At 44.1% G+C, this 19,585-nt stretch carries 8 protein-coding genes; 6 read left to right on the top strand and 2 right to left on the bottom strand.

Going from position 1 to position 19,585, the window contains the following annotated elements; genetic code table 11:
- The first annotated feature begins 116 nt into the window (after window positions 1-116).
- Window positions 117-7,334 (top strand): SpvB/TcaC N-terminal domain-containing protein, encoded by a 7,218-nt coding sequence (locus tag RQM65_RS00480; RefSeq protein WP_314011942.1) that lies wholly within the window; start codon window positions 117-119, stop codon window positions 7,332-7,334.
- Between the two features lie 17 nt (window positions 7,335-7,351).
- Window positions 7,352-15,316 carry a ribosomal protein L7/L12 gene (locus tag RQM65_RS00475; protein WP_314011940.1) on the top strand — a complete coding sequence of 2,655 codons (7,965 nt, stop codon included), beginning with the start codon at window positions 7,352-7,354 and terminating at the stop codon, window positions 15,314-15,316.
- 276 nt (window positions 15,317-15,592) lie between these two features.
- Here the strand turns inward: RQM65_RS00475 and RQM65_RS00470 are convergent, their stop codons facing one another.
- A complete protein-coding gene (locus tag RQM65_RS00470; protein ID WP_314011939.1) occupies window positions 15,593-15,913 on the bottom strand; it encodes a hypothetical protein in 321 nt (106 codons plus the stop codon).
- 294 nt (window positions 15,914-16,207) lie between these two features.
- Between RQM65_RS00470 and RQM65_RS00465 the strand changes: the two genes are divergently transcribed.
- Both RQM65_RS00465 and RQM65_RS00460 read left to right on the top strand, forming a co-directional pair.
- Complete coding sequence (locus RQM65_RS00465) at window positions 16,208-16,579, top strand: VOC family protein (RefSeq protein ID WP_314011938.1); 372 nt, start codon at window positions 16,208-16,210, stop codon at window positions 16,577-16,579.
- A 212-nt stretch (window positions 16,580-16,791) separates the two neighbouring features.
- Window positions 16,792-17,232, top strand: a complete 441-nt coding sequence (locus RQM65_RS00460; protein ID WP_314011937.1) for an SRPBCC domain-containing protein — start codon at window positions 16,792-16,794, stop codon at window positions 17,230-17,232.
- Between the two features lie 100 nt (window positions 17,233-17,332).
- Here RQM65_RS00460 and RQM65_RS00455 read toward each other — a convergent pair whose 3' ends face one another.
- Window positions 17,333-18,223, bottom strand: coding sequence for a helix-turn-helix domain-containing protein (locus RQM65_RS00455; RefSeq protein WP_314011936.1), 891 nt, complete (start codon window positions 18,221-18,223; stop codon window positions 17,333-17,335).
- A 172-nt stretch (window positions 18,224-18,395) separates the two neighbouring features.
- Between RQM65_RS00455 and RQM65_RS18880 the strand changes: the two genes are divergently transcribed.
- Both RQM65_RS18880 and RQM65_RS00450 read left to right on the top strand, forming a co-directional pair.
- Window positions 18,396-18,752 carry a CPBP family intramembrane glutamic endopeptidase gene (locus tag RQM65_RS18880; RefSeq protein WP_432279854.1) on the top strand — a complete coding sequence of 119 codons (357 nt, stop codon included), beginning with the start codon at window positions 18,396-18,398 and terminating at the stop codon, window positions 18,750-18,752.
- A gap of 131 nt (window positions 18,753-18,883) precedes the next feature.
- Window positions 18,884-19,570 (top strand): ankyrin repeat domain-containing protein, encoded by a 687-nt coding sequence (locus RQM65_RS00450; RefSeq protein ID WP_314011935.1) that lies wholly within the window; start codon window positions 18,884-18,886, stop codon window positions 19,568-19,570.
- Window positions 19,571-19,585 lie beyond the last annotated feature (15 nt).

Raw genomic sequence — 19,585 nt, 5'->3', positions numbered from 1 at the left:
GGCAATTGGCGGCACAAATGGTATAGGTTTTCGGACCAAATTCTTTAAGGGCATCACGCCAGGACATCTTGCAATTGTTTCTTAAAGATAAAAAAGATAATACGTAAAGACAAAGTATGGCACAAGAAGGAAATACCGGTACAATATCCCTTCCCAATGGTGGTGGGGCTATTAGTGGTTTGGGCGAAAAATTCAGCCCCGATCTTTTTACGGGCAGTGGTAATTTTTCGGTTCCGATCACATTGCCGCCGGGCCGTAATGGCTTTCAACCACAACTTAATTTAGAGTACAGTACAGGTTCGGGCAATGGTCCCTTCGGCTTGGGTTGGTCGTTGGGTATTCCAGGTGTAGGCCGAAAAACCTCGAAAGGGATACCTAAATATCAAGGCAGGGATACCTTTATTCTATCTGGATCTGAGGACTTAGTACCTGTTAAAACTGAGGCCAACATTACAAAATATAGGCCACGGACCGAAGGTCTGTTTGCGCGGATCGAACGGATAAATGATGCCGAAAACGATTACTGGAATGTGCGTAGTAAGGATGGTCTTGCCAGTAAATATGGCACATCCAAATCGAAAGGTAATGATCCGGCCGCTATCGCCCATCCTAATAATCGTAACAATGTCTTTGCCTGGAAATTGACAGAGACCAAAGACACCTTTGGTAACCGGATCGTCTACTCCTATCTGCGTGATTCAGGAGACACATATGATCAGTTATATCCCGAAGAAATCCGATATGTGGATTATAAAGATGAGTCAGGCAATGAAAAATTTCTGGTCACCGTTAGGTTTGCTTATGACGATATCCCAATCCGTTATGAAGACGCTATGTTGGATAACCGACGCATTTATCCCACTTCAGATCATCGTGCCGGTTTTGAAATCCGAACCGCTAAAATATGTAGCGCCATCAAAATATATACCAATCCCGACGGAGTGGAAACCCTTACCGACAATCAATTGACACGTTCCTATAAAATGGTATATCTGCACGAGCTCCCGGATGCCGAACTACAAACTTCAAATACCAAATTGCCCAAAAATGGAATTCCTTTATTACACCGTATAGAGGTGATTGGCCATGATGGTGGAAAAACGGAAACCCTACCTGCTCCTCGCTTTGGTTACAGTACGTTCGACCCAAAGAAACGAAAGTTTTTCCCCGTCGAGGGTCGGGACATACCCTCACAATCCTTGGCCGACCCCAATCTTGAACTTGTTGATCTTTTCGGCAACGGGCTCCCCGACCTTCTCGAAACAAAGGGAGACGTACGTTACTGGCGAAACTTGGGCAACGGAAAATTCGATATGCCCCGTGAAATGCGAGAGGCCCCTACGAGCATAAACCTTGCTGCCAATGGAGTCCAGATCTTGGATGCCAATGGTGATGGAAGACCTGATTTAATGGTAACCACTCCTGAAATGTCTGGGTACTTTCCCACCCGACCCGATGCACTCTGGGACCGGCGTTCCTTTCAGCGATACCGGCAATCACCTTCGTTTAGTTTGCAGGACCCGGAAGTCCGTTTGATCGATCTAGACGGTGATGGGGTAAGCGATGTCCTTCGCAGTGGCAGTAGATTTGAACTGTTTTATAATGACCCCGAACAAGGATGGAACGAGGTAAAACAGGTTTCCCGTGGAAAACTGGAGGACTTTCCAAACGTAAATTTTTCCGATGTCCGCGTAAAATGGGCAGATATGACGGGGGATGGGCTTACCGATATCGTGCTAGTGCACGACGGGAATATTGAATATTGGCCCAACAAAGGTTATGGGAACTGGGGAAAAAGAATACATATGCACGATAGCCCGCGCCTGCCTTATGGCTATGACCCCCAACAGATTTTTTTTGGTGATCTGAACGGTGACGGAGCGGCCGACCTTATTTATGTTGATCACTGTAAAGTAACGCTATGGGTTAATCAAGCAGGCCGCGGATGGAGCGATGCCATCGAAATTGACGGTACCCCGCCCATCACCTATCCTTCTGCGATTCGGTTGGTCGATCTAAACGGTTCCGGAACTAGTGCCTTACTCTGGACAAGTGATAAAAGAGGAGCCCGCAATCATTATTACTACCTCGATTTTACCGGGGGCATAAAACCATATCTACTCACTACAATGGATAATCGTATAGGCGCTCTTACACGTGTGACCTATGAATCCTCGACAAGATTTTATGTAGAGGATGAAAAGCGATCGGAAACACGCTGGCAAAGTACATTGCCTTTTCCCGTACAGGTGGTCAATAAGGTGGAAGTTATCGATAGGATTTCCAAGGGGAAACTAACTACCGAGTACAGCTATCATCACGGCTATTGGGATGGGGAGGAACGGGAATTCCGGGGCTTTGGCCGGGTTGACCAAAGGGATACGGAAAGTTTCGAAACCTACCATCAACAATCAATAGACGAAGACCTTTCTTTTCAAATGGTGGACCAACAATATTTTTCTCCTCCTACGGAAACCCGGACGTGGTTCCACCAAGGCCCGATTAAAAGAAAGGATGGGGATTGGATCACTTCTGATTATCAAAAGGAATATTGGCAGGGCGATCTATCCAAGTTGGATTGGGTCGATAAGCTTTCCGATTTTTTAAAGGCCCTGGATCCAAAGAACCGTAGAGATGCGCTACGCACCCTCCGTGGAAGTACCTTACGGTCGGAAATGTATGCCTTGGATGGCAACGATCTGGAAGAACGGCCGTACACTGTTTCGGAATCGGTGTATGGAGTAAGGGAAGAATCACCGCCGGATCCAGAGGACACATCCAGAAGACGGATTTATTTACCCCATCAACTGGCCAGCCGCACTACCCAATGGGAACGTGGCGATGAACCCATGACGCAATTTAGTTTCACCTCCGGTTACGATCAGTACGGGCAGCCTACAGAAACACTACAAATCGCATGTCCTAGAAATTGGCTTGATCTTGTTGACACCTCACAAAAATATTTAGCAACGTTTAGCAAAAGCATTTTCGCAGTGCGGGACGATGCCGACGAGTATATCGTTGACAGGGTTGCCGATTCAAAAAGCTACGAGATAAACCCTGATACCGCTGTTAGTGTACGGCAGCTTAAGGATTCCGTTCAAGATGGAAGTGTGGATAAAAGACTAATCGGCCATTCGCTTACCTTTTATGACGGCCAAGCTTATATAGGACTTGAAAATGGAACTATTGGTGAGCATGGTGCAGCCATGCGTACAGAAACGCTTGTATTCACAGAAGAAATTCTCAAAAATATTCACAATGGTGTTTTACCACCTTATTTTAAGATGGACGGTCAACAGGACTTTGGCAATGAATATCCTACAAATTTTATCGATGCATTATCTCCATCCAGCGCAACAAACCCTGCCCGACCGGGCTTGATAAACACATTGCTTGGATATGGTTTGTCCGATGGTATAACTTCACCATTTGAAAAGGGCTTCTATGTAGCCGGGCAAAGACAGGAAATCGATGATGTGGGATTGCCCATTTCGACAATCGATGCGCTCGGGAATAAGACCACCTTGGAATATGATAATTTTGGTCTTTTTCCCATAAAGACCACCGATCCGGCCGGTCTGGAAACCCACGCCGAATACAACTACCATTTTATGCAACCCACCGGCATTACCGATGCCAACGGTAATCGGTCTGCCGTATCGTTTACCCCGTTGGGAATGACAAAAAGCCTACAGGTGATGGGCAAGGCAGACGAAGAAAAAGGAGACCGCCCCGAACAGCCGGGAACCCGGTTTGAATACGATTTCTTTGCTTTTGAAAAAAGCATGCAAACCGACCCCGATCATCCCCATCCGGTCTTTGTACATACCATTCAACGTACCGAGCATGCCTGGGACTTGATCGAACAGGAGAACATGCGACGGACAGATAACGGAGAGGATTCCATGATAGAAGCTGAAATCGATGATTTCTTCACCGATGAAGCAGAAAACCACCCGGAGCGGTTTATAGAAACCCGGGAATACAGTGATGGCTTTGGCCGGGTGATTCAAAACCGAGTACAAGCAGAGGATGTGTTGTTCGGAGATGAATTCTTTGGTAACGGCACCCTGCCGGAGAATCAAGATGATCAAGCTGGTACGCGAAAAGCAGTAGTAGGCAAAACAGCCAGGAACACCACCAATGTAAGTGTCAGCGGATGGCAGACCTTTAACAACAAAGGAAAACCCATTGAACAGTACGAGCCATTCTATCACCAGGGGTGGGATTATCTCGATAGAAGCGAAGCGAGCGATGAAATGGTGGGGCAGACAGCGACACTTTTTTACGATCCAAGAGGTCAAGTGCTGCGCACCGTCAACCCCAACGGTTCTGAACAAAGGGTCATTTACGGAATACCGGAAGATTTTGACGACCCCGATAATTTTAAACCAACGCCATGGGAAGCCTATACCTATGATACCAATGACAATGCCGGCCGTACCCATGCTACGGAATCGCAGGACTACCAGGCACATTGGAACTCTCCTGCCAACATTGAAATCGATGCCCTGGGAAGGACTGTAAAAGCTATTGAACGAACAAGGGATAGTGCCAATGACCCAATGGAAGAAATTGCCACCAAGTCCCGTTATGATATCCTCGGAAATCTGTTGGAAGTAACCGATGCATTTGATCGTAAGGCTTTTAAATATATCTATTCGCTGGTTCCCGAAAGTCAGCCCCTAAATATCGAGAGTATTGATGCCGGCCTGCGGCAGGTCATCGTAAATGCGGCCGGACAGGAAGTAGAACGGCGTGATGGAAAAGGCTCTTTGATCCTGCAAAACCAGGATGCGCTTCAGCGGCCCACCCATTTTTGGGCACGGGATGATGTTGAACAAGAAGTAAAATTACGGCAGAAGTTAATCTACGGTGATAACCCGGATGCCAATTTAACTCCTGGTGAAATTGAAGACGGAAACTTTCTGGGTCAGTTATATCAGCACTACGATGAGGCAGGCAGAATAACTATCGGAGGATACGATTTTAAGGGAAACCCGCTGGAAACTACCCGACAAGTTATAGCAGACGGGCAGTTGCTTTCTGTGTATGCGGATGCCCCGGCCAACGATTGGAAGATCGAATCCTTTCAGGTGGACTGGCAACAATCTGAACCTAACTTGCTAAATTCAAAAAAGTATAAGACTACCAGTAATTTTGATGCCCTTAACCGGCCAACGGAGGTAATCTACCCCGAGGATGTGGAAGGAAACCGGAGTCGGCTTAATCCCGTTTACAACCGTGCCGGTGCGTTGGAGCAAGTGAAGTCGGGTGCCAAAACCTATGTAGACCGAATAGCCTACAATGCTAAGGGACAGCGTACGATGATCGCCTATGGAAACGGATTGATGACCCGCTATGCCTACGATGAAAAGGCCTTTCGCTTAAAGCGACTGCGGACAGAGAATTATACGCAACCGGATAATCTTACCTACAAACCTAATGGCTCTCCGGTTCAGGACTTTGCCTATTCGTATGACCTTAGCGGAAATATCTTAAAAATCAAAGATCGTATTTCCGGTTCGGGAACTGCCGAAAACCCGGATAAACTGGATCGATTATTCACCTACGATCCATTGTACAGATTGCGCTCTGCCACCGGTAGGGAATGTAAACAAGACTTGCCAAATCCACCTTGGCTGGACAATCCCAAATGTCAGGATACCAGCCAAACACGAGGGTATATGCGAGAGTATAATTATGATGCAATGGGCAATATGCAACAAATGAAGCACCATGCCTTGGGAAGTTCAGGGTTTCAAACCAACAGGACGTTTACTGCCGAAACCGCTAACAATCGACTAAAAAAGGTAGATTTTGGAGGCACCGCATTCGATTATGGGTATGATGTTAACGGCAACATGGTACAAGAAGGTCAGGCCCGTCATTTTGAATGGAACCACAGTGACCAGCTAAAAGCATTCCGTACACAGGCCAATAATAGCGAACCTTCTGTTCATGCGCAGTATTTGTATGATGCAACCGGACAGCGAGTTATGAAATTGGTACGTAAACAGGGTGGTAAGTTGGAAGCAAGAGTGTTCATCGGTGAATTGTTTGAGCATTATCTATGGGACATGGAGACGAACATTCCAAAAGAAAACAGTGTGCTTCATGTAATGGATGACCAGCAGCGAATTGCACTGGTTCGTCGCGGAGCGGCTCATCCTGATGATAGGGGGCCGGATATCCAATTCCATTTAGGCGACCATTTGGGAAGTAGCAATTTGGTGGTTGACGATAACGGAAGTTTCATGAACCGTGAAGAACACTATCCATACGGGGAGACCAGTTTTGGGAGTTTTGGAAAGAAGCGGTATCGGTTTACCGGTAAGGAGCGGGATGAGGAGAGCGGGTTGAGTTATCATGGGGCTAGATATTATGCAAATATGATATTTAGATGGATAAGTACTGATCGTACAGGGGCCACTGATGGAAATAACTTATATATATATGTTTTAGATAATCCTATAAGTTTCCATGATCCAACTGGAAATTATATGGAGGCTGGCCATTTTTATACTGTTTATTTTGTTGCCTTATCTGCCGGTTTTCCTGAGGATGTTGCATTTAAAACCGCTTTTTATGCCCAAATGCCAGATGAAGTGCATGAACTAGATGCTACTGCAACAATGATTAGTGCTGTAAAGCTACAATTTGTAGAACATTTAGTCACTGGACAAACCAGTGATTCACTCTCTCCCTCTCCTCAATTGAGCTCAGATGCTACTGCCCATGCCCAGCTAATTCAAAGGAATCTTCATGTACTTACAGGAGGTAGTGCAACTTTGGCTAGAAAGAATATTGCATCAAAATTAAAGAACTTTGAGCCTGGGACACCGATTTTTGGAATGTTGCTCCATGCATTTGGAGATAGTTATACACATACAGTGCCCGGAACAGATAACCAATTTTCTACTGGGAAAGGACATGCATTTGAAGGCAATAAACCTGATCAAATTAATTTAAGACAAGGAATATATCTTAAATATACTTCATCGTTGTATGATAGTTTGATTGAAATTGCCAAGAATAATGGTTGGCAGCCGAGAATTTCAAAAAGTGATTTAACGAAATTTACGACGCATATATCAAATCAAGAATCCGAAACAAGTCAAATCAGAACTATCAGAGGGATTTCAGCAATGAGAGGAATGGGTGGCCCAATGAGGGACTATAGTCCTGAGAATGAAAATCACTTTAGCAAAACTATGACAAAAACCAGTTTTGACGATTTTAAAAAAGAAAATTTTTATATGATGAAAGGCGTACACCTTGACCAACTGATAAACGAAATAAAGACAAATATGCAACCAGCTTCGCAATAATATTTAAAAACAAAATCATGAAAACATTCAAAATAACAATCCAACCCGCAAAACGAAATACGCTTCGGGCAATTATGGCAATGCTAAAGCGTATGTTAGGTACTGAAAGCACAGAGAGAATTGAAGAACTTGCCCGTTCAGGAGGCGTGGTTTTAGAAGGTCTCTTTCAAGAATCGGCAGCAGACTATGCCCGAAAACTTCGGGAAGTAGGTGCGGTTGTTGAAATAGAGGAAGTCAAGACTGAGGAGGAGCTATTTCTGGTTCGTTTAATTTCTTATGGTACCCAAAAAATTCAGGTGATTAAAGCCGTCCGTGACCTTACTGGTCTGGGGCTTAAGGAGTCAAAAAAGATAGTTGACGAGCTGGGAATGGTCGGCGACAATCTGGATAGTAAATCGGCATCGCGTTATAAGAGAATATTAGAGGATGCAGGTGCCACGGTATCACTGGAGCCAATTAGCGAATCTGACGATCCAAAAACGATTGAGGCCTTTGCTGTATTCGGTAACGTTAAACTCGCCAACGGAGAACCTGCCGGAGGTCTTTTGGTCCGTGCCTATGACCGCGACTTGCGCAGCAGGGAATTGTTGGGCGAAGCCACAACAAAAGTCGATGGCAACTACCAGATATCATATACTTCAGACGATTTTAAAAAAGCCGAAAAAAACCGGGCCGATCTTACGGTCCAGGTATTCAACGAGATAGGTACCCTTATACAGGCAAACTCCGAGCGGAAAGAAATCATCTTTAATGCGAAGCAGGTAGAAGAGGTAAACCTTATCGTTCGGGAAGCCGAGCCTACCCGACCTTCCGAATACGAGCGCCTCGTTGCCATGCTCAATCCCCTGCTGGACGGTGCTGCTTTGTCCAGTTTGACCGATGAAGAAGTCAATTTTTTGGTTCATGAGAGTGAGATTACGGAATTTGAGCATCAATTTCCTGCGGGAGCGCAAAGTATCTCGTTTCTGGTACAGTCGATTAAACTTTCCGAAGAGACGGACATTCCTCCAGAGGCATTCTACGGTTGGGCCAGGGAAGATGCCGGTGTAATGCGTGAGGAGAATAGCATCCATATTAAGTTGGGCAAATTGCTAGAGCTGGATAACAAAGAACTCAGCAATAAATTACATGCTGCTGTTGAGCGCTTTATCGTACCCGCGACCCTACTTGAGAATCTAGAAAACATTTTGGAACAGCTCGATGGGCTAAGGAAGACCCAAGGCTTGCTTTTTGAACATCTGCTCAAAGGGAAACTTGTCGATGATAAAAATGGAAACCCCGCAATAGGGTATGGTGTAAAAGCTTTTGATTCCGAATCTGAAAATACACTATTTCACACTACCCAAACCAACCAGCAGGGTAATTTTACGGTTCCGTATATCACCTCTTCCGAGGAACCCGGAACGGATAATGCTCTATTGTTAAGGGTTTATGACCTTAATGGCGAGGAAATACTCCAAAAAGAAATTGCAAGTGGCCAGGTTGATACTTTGGAATTTAAGGTTTCCATCCCCGAACCGCCAAAACCGGAATTACCAGGGGAGAATAAACTTTTGACCGATCTAAACGATGAGACGGACTTTGATATCTCCGGAGACCTGCTAGGAAAGCTGGAGGAACTGGAAGTAAAAACATTTAACGACTTTCGCAAACTGGGCACGAACGGACAGTTGGAGAGCCTTTCCAATGACTTTGGTGAAGAAACCATTCACAAGTTAAAGGCCTACGCCGATTTAAGCGTCGTAAGCGATGATATCACTATATCAAAGGCACTGATCGATAATGGATACGCTTCCCCATTGCAAATTGCGGATACCCCCAAGCATAAATTCGTAGAACATAATAAAGGAAACCTGGGTAAGACTAGGGCCCTGCAATTGGCAAACGCTTCACGTGCCGCGACAACTTATTTGGATTCTGCGATGACCGGAGCGGTGCTTGAAATTGACAGGAACGCAAACACTAACGAATTCCCTGAAATTAGGGAGGATATTCTTGACATCCTACCGGAACCCAAATGCAATTGTGGTTGTAACCATGCCCTTAGCCCCAATGCCTATCTCGCAGATTTAATGGATTATATCACCACTCATCTGGATTTAAAGGGATCTGAGCAGTTGACCTTGGAGTTTTTACATGAGCGGTTTCATCAGCCGTTCGACCGGTTTCCCAACTCCTGTTCCTTTATGACCGCAGAAGTTCGTAAGGTACGTATATGCGTGGAGGTATTACGGCATTACTTAGATCAAAACCCACCGCAGGATAGTGGGAGTCTTTCAAAGGCCATAAAGGATTACGTTTTTGAGACCTATACCTTGCTGTTACAACAATTGGGCGCTTCCTACGAAGAAGTACAACTTGCGGACTCCGATGTCCAATTACGGGAAACGCTTGCCGAACGATTGGGTATTCTTCCTGTCAGGCTACAGGGCAGTAACCTGCTTTTAATTCGTCAAAGCCTTACTGAATTCTCGCTACAAAGAGTGTTCGGATTAAAGACTACCGATAAACCCCTGCAAATCATGGAGGGTGAACCCTCCTATTTAACGTGGCAGTATGATAAGCTCAGCCAAGTTTGGTTAGACCAAGACCATCCCTTGGAAGGCGGAAGGGACTACCCGATTATTGATCCTGATCTTGTGTATTCAAGCGAAATCAAATCCACCGGTCCTGCGCTCACATTGCAACGGCAACGTAAAGGCTTCGTCTCCCGCTTTAAGCAAGAAATGCAGGGCAAGCCCAAAGATTTGAATGGGTTGGATGAAATTCTTCAGGAAGCTTTGTCAACATCTCGAACCGAAATCACAGAGGTGCACGCCCTTTTTGGGGAAGGCCATGATATTTCTGATTTCTTGGATGGTCGTGGAATAGCGTATCCCGGATTTAATATAATTGTCAAATCCATTAAAGCTTTGGAAGCAAGTAATGATGTATCCGATTCGCAATGGGATAGCATCCATCACATTGCGGTCAGGGCAAAAAAGCAATCCAAGTTCGAGGAATGGAAGCGGGAAGAGAAAGATGCATCCATTACGCTTTCGCCCGACTTTTTTGTGTTCAAACGAAGGGATTTTACAGTAGCAATCGAGGAAGAACCTGCTTTACAATGGTTGCTGAGCCCAGAACAAAGAAGATTATGGGAAAACACCTTGAAGGCCCGGCTGGATCAAAAAGAAACTTTGTCCATGGCACTGGAATCTACCGTCGGAACCGTTGAAGAGCAAATGCTGCCCTCTTTGCGGGATGCACTAATAGGAATATCCAATGCAGAAGGAACCACACTTGAAGAAAAAGCAGAATGGGTGACCGAACAACTGCAGATCGATGCCCGAACGAGCGGCTGTGCCATGACGACCCGTGTATCCCAGGCCATCACCACCTTGCAAAATTTAGTTTTTTCAATCAGAACGGGACAGTTGGACGCCTCGGTGGCCGATTTTAAAGCATTGCCGGACAGTTTTGATACCGATTGGAAATGGATGGGCTCCTACGCAACCTGGAAGGCGGCCACGGCAGTGTATCTATTTCCTGAAAATGTACTACGACCCAATCTTAGGGTAAGGAAAACCTCTGGGTTTTACAAGATTCTTGAAAGCATCAATTCCTCGGCAAACATTGATCCTGAAAAAGCGTCCGAATTCGCAATAGAGTATCGCGACTATTTTGAGAGTGTTTGTAATTTAATTGTGGAAGCAAGTTGTTGGGCATATACGGGAATTAAGGACAATACTAACTTACCAAGGGCTAAAAAACTGCTTTTTACATTTGCACGTCCTAAATATCCCGGCCGAAATTTATATTGGTCCGCATATAATCCCAAAGCTGCAAACTTTGATTATGCACAAAGCTATTGGCAACCGCTACCAGATACTCAGTCTGACGGCGATGTAGTAGGAGTGAATTATTTCAACCCAATCGAAGGTGAGAATAGAATCTGTATTTTTTTCTTGAAAAGGGATTATTCCGAAGGGAGACTTAAACTGGGCGTCAAACATTATTCCATTGAAGATTTGGGCAAACCCAAACCCCTTATCACCTTGGATCTAGAAGATTACATGAAAGATGTTAGTGTCCGCGTAGTGCAAAGGACAATATCTTCAGTACCACCTAAAATTATCGTTCAAAGCTTAAATAACAATGAAATTTATCAACGTAGCCTTAATGACTCCGCAAACGGATGGTCCAAAGACGAAGATTGGCAACTTATATATTCTCGAGACATAATAAATCAAAACATTAAAATTACCCTAGACGAACAAACTGTGGGTGACGAGTTATCTTTTAGCACTAGAATCTCTATAAACAATATAAGAATACCCTTCTACCTTAAAGTCCTAATTGGCGGCGGGCGATACGCCAAATCAATTGGGGGAAGATTGGAAGCAGCTTTCGAACGAGATTCTGAAATCACACTTATCCTTAGGGGAACAGCAACCATTCAAATTTTAAAGTACGAGGTTAAAAGATATGGGACGGGCAGGACCATAAAGCTGACAAAAGATATGGTTCCTGCGAATCAACTAGATCATTTCGAAAAACAAGCTTTTGAAAAATTGAACCATGAAATAGCAACAATTACCATCCCCGGGAGCAAAGTGAACCTTGAAATTAACCAGCTTATTTCGATAAATAGCAATGATATTAATTCAGTTTACGGAACGGATTTTCAGCATGTATTTTGGGGTGTGCGTAGATCAGGTTCGGTCAGTCGCAAAGTATATGTAAAAAGCCTTGCGGGAGGAGTAAAACAAGAAACTGATTCAGGTCTAGCAATAATTCCACCATTGGATGGATCTTCCGAAGATAACATTTTGGTTTACCAAAAACATTTAGGGGACAATTCTTTTGGTCTGTATGCAGGAAAATATGCCAATGGGGACTTTGATCATACAATTATAATGATTCCGGAACAAGTGAAGTATTACTCCATAACGAATATGGCTACTTCAGCCATGTCTTCGGTTGAAAGAAATAATAAAATTCAACTTTCCTATCTTTTTAATATAGCGAACAGGGTATCCAGACACATTCCATGGAGTAATTTGGATTACCTCGCCGAAGCTTATTATTTTGTTCCAATACTGGTCGCCCAGACCTTACAGGAAAATGGCTACTTTGAAGCGTCACTGGATTGGTACCGAAGTGTATATGATTATGGGCTTCCGCAATCTAATCAAAAGCAAGTTTATCCCCATTCTTTTTTAGAGCGGGGCACTGCGGAATCCCAGGATTTTAACCGTTCGGACGATTGGTTCGAAGACCCATTGAATCCACATAGTATAGCCAGTTCCAGGAAAAATGCTTATTTAAAATTTACTTTATATGGCTTAATAGAGTGCCTTATCGAATACGCCGATGAGCAGTTCACCTACGATACCCCGGAATCGCTGGCCAAAGCCCGTACGCTATATGTCACCGCTCTGGAACTTATGGAACATGAAGTGCTCAAAAAGGAAGAAACGGAGTGCAATGATTTGGTTATCGATATACTCAATGCCATCGATGATCCCGATGACCGGGATTTCTATTATGGAATGTTGAAACCTGCCCTAAAGCAATTATCCAAAAATAAGGTAGCGGCTTTGGCGGAAGATACCGTTACCGTATATGAGGCCGACCTGTCCGAAGATGTCAAGATCGCAAAAATCAAGGAACTGGTCAATGAAAATATCGAGGGGCAAACCACCGATACGTATAAAGAGGTAGCCGCAAAAAATCAAAAAAGCCGATGGAAAACATTCGATTTGCTTTCCACCCATGAAAGATTCGCAGGGCCTTTGACCGATATTAGAAATACGGTCTTTATAAACGGAAGCGGAAGAGACTTTGAAATTCCCGAGGTATCGGACACCCTTGATTTCGGCCCCACCGATTATGTTACAAAAGCCAACTTTTCTTTTTGTATCCCTGCCAATCCCGTTTTGGATCGGCTTAGGATGCGGGCTTCCCTTAATCTTGAAAAATTGCGCACCTGTAGAAACATTGCGGGGTTACAGCGGGAAGTCGAATTTTACGAAACCTCCATAGGAGTGGACGGCTCGCTGCCCTCAATAGGTGCCTCCGGGAAGATAACCTTGCCCAGCACCTCCAGTCAGCCTCCGACCTTGTATCGCTACAGCGTTCTTATGAACCGCGCAAAGGAGTTTGCCAATTTGGCGCAACAGATAGAGTCTGCTTATCTCTCTGCCCTTCAGGGCAAGGAGGCAGAGTTATACAGCCAGTTAAAGGCCAGACAAGATCTTGATCTCTCAAAAGCAGGAGTGCGCTTGCAGGATTTGCGGGTAGATCAGGCCGTGGAAAGTGTTACGCTTGCCGAACTGCAAAAAGACAGCGCAGAGATTCAAGTAGGTCACTATCAAAATCTAATTATCAAAGGTTTGCTTCAAAATGAAAAACAAGCTCTTGAACTGATGAGATACTCCCAATTATTACCTGATAGCATAAGCGTTAGTTTTCCTCTTGGAGTAAGCGCAAGCAAAAGCCCAAGTGGTATTGTTCAGACGGAAGCGAACATTAAATCGACTTACGCAAGCTACGAGCGTCGCGAACAGGAATGGCGTTTTGCCAAACAATTAGCGGAGCAGGATACAAGAATAGGTCGTCAGCAAATACAAATTGCAGAAAGCTCATTGGAGATAACCGATCAAGAGCGGAGCATTGCGGTACTGCAAACAGACCATGCCGAGACCACGCTCGACTTTTTGGTGAACAAAGATTTAAATGCCGACCTTTACCGGTGGATGAGCGGTATCCTACGGAAGGTATATGCCTTTTTCCTACAACAGGCCACCGCAATAGCATTTACGGCGGAACGCCAATTGGCTTTTGAACGACAGGAAGGGATAGCGGGCTACATCCAAAATAATTATTGGAACGCTATAGAGGGTAGTGCACAATCTTCGGCCTTTGAAGAAAATGGATCTACTGATCGTTTGGGGCTGACCGGATCAGCGCGCTTAATGCAGGATCTTTATAGACTGGATCAATATGCCTTTGATACGGAAGAACGAAAACAGCAATTAAGTGTGAACATTTCTCTGGCACGATTGGATCCCTTTGCTTTTCAGCAGTTCCGTGAAAGCGGCGTATTGCCTTTTGATACACCCCAAGAACTCTTCGACCGTCGTTTTCCGGGGCAGTATCTGCGCCTGATCAAGCGGGTCAGGGTTTCATTGATCGCTTTGGTTCCCCCAGTTGAGGGCATAAGTGCCACATTGCAATCTACGGGGATTTCCCGGGTAGTCATTGGTCATGACATATTTCAAAAGAAGGTTATCCGCAGAGAGCCTGAAACGATTTCATTTACCTCTCCATCTAACGCGAGCGGTATTTTTGAGCTAAATCCCAATCCGGAAATGCTGCTGCCTTTTGAGGGAAATGGGGTCGATACCCGATGGGAGTTCAGTCTGCCAAAAGCCTCCAACAATATGGATTACAACAGCATTGCGGACGTAATTTTCACCATCGAATATACGGCCCTGTACAATGCGACGTATAAGAAACAAGTAGAACAGGAATTAGATCGATACCTTGAAGCCGACAGGGCCTTCAGCTTCCGTCAGGAATTTGCCGACGCCTGGTACGATCTGAACAATCCGGATCTCACGGATACCCCTATGAGCGTTGCGTTTGAAACAATGAGAGCAGATTTCTCCGCAAACAGCAAGGGTTTGAATATATCACAGATCCTTTTGTATTTCATATCAGACGAAAAATTATCCGAAATGCTAAAAGCGGAACTTACTTTTATCCAAAATGGAAATACCATGGGTGGAGAGGCCACGCCCATTGATGGGATTGTTAGTACCAGACGTGGTAACGGCAGCAGTTGGATTCCCATTACCGGTCATAATCCCGAGGGTAAATGGCAACTTTCAATGCCCGATAATCAAGATATAAAGAATTTATTTACAGCGGAAAAAATTAAGGATATACTGTTCGTAATTACCTACTCTGGTCAAAGCCCCGAATGGCCTTCTTAATAATGAATTTCAAATCAGACAATCCAAAAACAATAAATCAAGTACATGATAAAAATCAAATGATGAACAAATAGTGTTTAGAGCATAAAAGCTACAGAATATAAAATGAAATTTTTCTAGGTATTTTTTGGATATTGCTACGTAAAGAATAAAATGACCTCCTCCCATATTTAAGGGCCGATTATTCCTAGAGATTTCGAATTATTGCACTCATTTATAGGTACACGCTGACAAATGCCCCCGGATAAATCACACAGATTATAAAACCATTTAAATTCAAATCGATTCATACTGTTTTGGTACTCTTTTCTTATATTTAAATACGAAAGTGTCAAAACGTCCTTCGGAAGAAATAACCTTCCAATCTGATGGATAGTTCGAGCTGCTCACTACAAGCCCTGTTCTAGCGTCTCGAAACTGGTTGGACATCAGTTTCTTTTTATTAAAACTGTCAAAGAAACCGGACCTTGATTCAGGTTCGTAGGAGGCTTCGGTACGGCGATATTCATCTTCCGGATCGGGTTGGGCCGAGTTTCGGTTTCCACATGCAGACATCAGTAGTAGCATTAAAATCAGGTGGACGGTTTGTGATTTCATCTGAGAATATTTAAAGGTTGTTTTATTGGATATCGTATAAAATGTAAAATGTCATCACTATTGGCGATCACATTATCTTAAATTAGAGACTGTTTTGAACCGTTCTGCCAGAGGATGGATGCATCCTTCGCTAGTTCCACCTCCGATATTCGATTTTTTCGCTTTTTTACAATACGGATAAACATCCTAGTATTATTTTCGGTTTTAGAAAGTTCCTAATTGAACCTAAAGTGATTCGTAACATCTATATCACTGTAAATGGAGGTCATATCATAACTAAAAACCAATGAACCTATGAAAAATGCCATCCAAAATTTTCAAATCCCGGTCGTCGATTTTGACCGGGCGTTACAATTCTACAATGCCGTAATGGGGTATGATATGCAGGTCATGGATTTTCAGGGAGCTAGAATGGCAATCTTTAAATACAATGCGAAAGAAGGGATTGGCGGCACGATTATCAAGGCCGAATGGCTCGAGCCATCCGAAAATGGCACCTTGGTATATTTACAGACCGGGGACGACTTGCAGCCATTTCTAGATCGCGTATCCGATGCGGGTGGAAAAGAGCTGTTTCCGAAAACAGCCTTGGGTCCTGGAATGGGCTTTTTCGGGATTTTCAAGGATACCGAGGGAAACCGTGTAGGGCTGTATTCAAAAAACTGATCGACCGCTATCCTTCCGGATAAAAAAACAACCGACACTTTGTACATTACAGTATCCAATGCAACAATGTAAGTTCTTTATATCGGCCTATGTATCTCATTCGCCCAACAAATGTAGGTTGACAACATGAAAGGTGGACCCTGGCAGCCCAATGATACCGTTTACGATAAGATGACCGGGCAACGGATAGAAAGTAACTTAAAAATGCTAAAATGGCAGTAACCAAAGACTTTAGCATCTACCACGATCTGAACATCAAAGCCCCCGCCCGGGAAGTTTTTGAAAAGATAACTTTGCCCGATCATCTCATAAACTGGTGGCCTTTACGCTGTGAGGGCGAACCGGAAGTCGGGGCATCCTATAATTTCTACTTCACACCGGAGTTTGACTGGTATGGGAAGGTAATTGCCTGCAATCCAAATGTCGCTTTTCAAATAAAGATGACCCAAGCGGATGCGGATTGGAAAGGAACTTCCTTCAGTTTTGATCTCGAGGATACTGCCAAAGGCGTTCTCCTGAAGTTTTCACATAAATCATGGCCGAAATGCAACCATCATTTTAGAAGGTCTTCGTTCTGCTGGGCCATATTGCTGAACAGCCTCAAAAAATATATCGAAAAAGGAACGGTCGTACCTTTTGAAGAACGTCAATGACCGCTTGTGCCAAATCAAGCCGGACACCCCAAAGCACCGCTCGCCAAAAATTGAGAATTAAAGGTGGATACGTCATAGTGGTTCAAAAGCCCCCAAAACACTATGATATCCCCTCATATCCAAAATAAATATTTGAAAAATAGTATGCTCTTTTTTTCGAAGGGTCGTTTATATAGGTTTTGAACGTATCGGGCAACATTCCTGTTTGGCCCTTCAGATCATGAATAAAATGTGATTGGTCAAAATAGCCGTCGGGAACTATTTGCTCTATGGTGTCATTTTGCAATAGTTTGAAGGTGTGATGCTGTAATTTGATAATCCTGGCGTAGGACTTCCCAGGAACTCCAATATTTTCTTTGAAAAGCTGCTGCATCCTTCTTTGGGAAAGGTTTAGCTCAAAAGCGAGTTCTTTCATTTTCAGGCCTCCCGCGGTCTCTATTAATAGCTGCAACGCACGATGCATCCTAGGCTCATCCTCGTTATTCTTGATGCACCGGGAAAGATAGCTGTCCGTCTTGGATAGCACTTCGCGGCTTGAAAGATTGCTTTCGATCAGGTCTTCAAGTCGATGGGCAAGATCGGTTGACAAATCGGCCAGTGAAATGCGCTTTTCGAAAAACTCATGGGCGTTTAGCCCGAAGAGGGAGGGAATAGCACTGGGAACCAATTGTATCGTAATCGCCCTTTTTATCAATTTCATATATAGTGAAAAAGGGGAAAGGGTCTGACCGACGAGATAACTATTGGTTTTCAAAACCTCGTCGTGGCTACCTCGAAGAATGAATTTATCCGAACTGATCACATTGATGAACGGGTATCCGACGGGAAATGAGTTTACTTCTATCTCGATACCGCTTTCCTCTTCAACGATCCACATCTGTCGGACGGCGGATTTTAAAATTGGACTGGGAGTATGTGGAATGATATTCAATGCTAAGTAGTTGACTACTAAATATACGGAAAATTTTAAGTGCCAACGATTATTTTGCACGAGGCCTTGGTTGACGTTCAAGGCCAAAATAAGAAGATTGAGATGAACAATCGGTTTTTTAGGAGGCCGAGACCTTCCATCGATACCCGAGAAGTATGGTTTAAAATTCAACAGTGAAGCCCTTGTTCATTTGGTAATAGGTCTATCAATTGGTATTGTCTCGGTTATTTTAATGCTATTGATCGGAAAGAAAACGGATATCCTATCCATTTCCGAATCTATTTCAATGCCGAAACCTCAGTTGGCAATTCCTTTTGCTTTTAAAATGTTTCTCGTAGCCATCTTGGAAGAAACTTTTTTTAGAGGCTATTTGTTTACCAACCTTTACGAAGGTTTCCGGTCGAAAAAAATATCCGATAAACAGGCACGTTTAATTTCGTTGGCAGTATCGTCGCTGTTGTTCGGGCTGGCCCATTTTAGCAATAACCATGCATCTATTCTGTCAATTGTATTACTTACCATAAATGGAATGGTCTGGTGTATTCAATATAAGCAAAGTGGTATAATGCAATTATGGTCCCAAAATTAGGAGAAATAATATTAAACCTATCTTAGGAAAATGTCATTAGAATTAGTTTTGGCAATTGTTATGAGAATAAAACTTTTCTTATCTTACTAAATTGCCGAAGTATGACTGAAAACTAAATTCGTTGATATTTTATGAAACCTATTTCTTTAATCCTATCTTTCTTTGCCTTGTTCAACGCGCTGACCGGATGCGCGCAAAAATCAAATAAAACAGGGGATAAAATGGAAATGGAAGTCATCAAGGCCGCTAAAGGGAACGACACCGAAAAGCTTCAAGTCCTTTTGAACAAACGGGTTACCATCGATGCGAGGGATTCCGACCAAAGAACGGCCTTGATGGTCGCTACCTATGAAAACAATGTAGAGGCAGCGAAAATGCTCATAGAGGCCGGGGCCGATGTAAATGCCCAAGACAACCGGTTGGAAAGTCCCCTTCTGCACGCCGGGGCCTTAGGTTATCCGGAAATTCTCAAGACTTGTCTTGCTACCGGTGAGGCGGACCATATGGTATTGAACCGATACGGGGGTACGGCCCTGATTCCAGCCTGTGAGCGCGGGCATACCGATGTGGTCAAGGAACTGTTGAAAATCGACGACTATCCTATCGACCATGTAAACAATCTGGGGTGGACCGCCCTAATGGAGGCCATTGTTCTGGGCAACGGGGCCCAAACCCATACCCATATCGTGCAACTACTGGTCGATGCGGGGTGTAATGTCAACATTCCGGACGGGAATGGAATTAGCCCCTTACAGCATGCGAAGGAAAGAGGTTTTAACGACATTGTGGCTATTTTAGAAAAAGCCGGAGCTGAATAAAATTATTAAACTGTA

Origin of the sequence: Pricia mediterranea (assembly GCF_032248455.1) — a bacterium.
Taxonomy (GTDB): Bacteria; Bacteroidota; Bacteroidia; order Flavobacteriales; family Flavobacteriaceae; genus Pricia; species Pricia mediterranea.
This window is presented reverse-complemented; position numbering and strand designations above follow the sequence as displayed.